Here is a 318-nt window from a genome sequence, read left to right on the forward strand (position 1 = left end):
TGCAATGCCAATATTATTGTAAGCATAAGTATAGTTGGGCTTGAGTTGAATCGCTTTTTGCAAGTTGGCAACTGCTTGATCTAATTTCTTCTGGTCTATGAACACAACGCCGAGATTGTTGAAAGCATCAGCGTAGTTGGGCTTGAGTTGAATCGCTTTTTGTAAGTTAGCAACTGCTTGATCTAATTTCTTCTGGTCTATGAACACAATGCCGAGATTGTAGTAAACATCAGCAGAGTTAGGCTTGAGTTGAATCGCTTTTTGCAAGTTGGCAACTGCTTCATTTAATTTCTTCTGGTTTCTGAGTACAATGCCAAG

At 39.3% G+C, this 318-nt stretch carries 1 protein-coding gene; it reads right to left on the reverse strand.

What is annotated here, in order from left to right:
* On the reverse strand, nt 1–318 hold a 318-nt coding region (locus G1O98_RS38670; RefSeq protein WP_163939762.1), incomplete at both ends, for a tetratricopeptide repeat protein.

The organism is Nostoc sp. UIC 10630 (genome assembly GCF_010747425.1).
Classification (GTDB): Bacteria; Cyanobacteriota; Cyanobacteriia; order Cyanobacteriales; family Nostocaceae; genus Nostoc.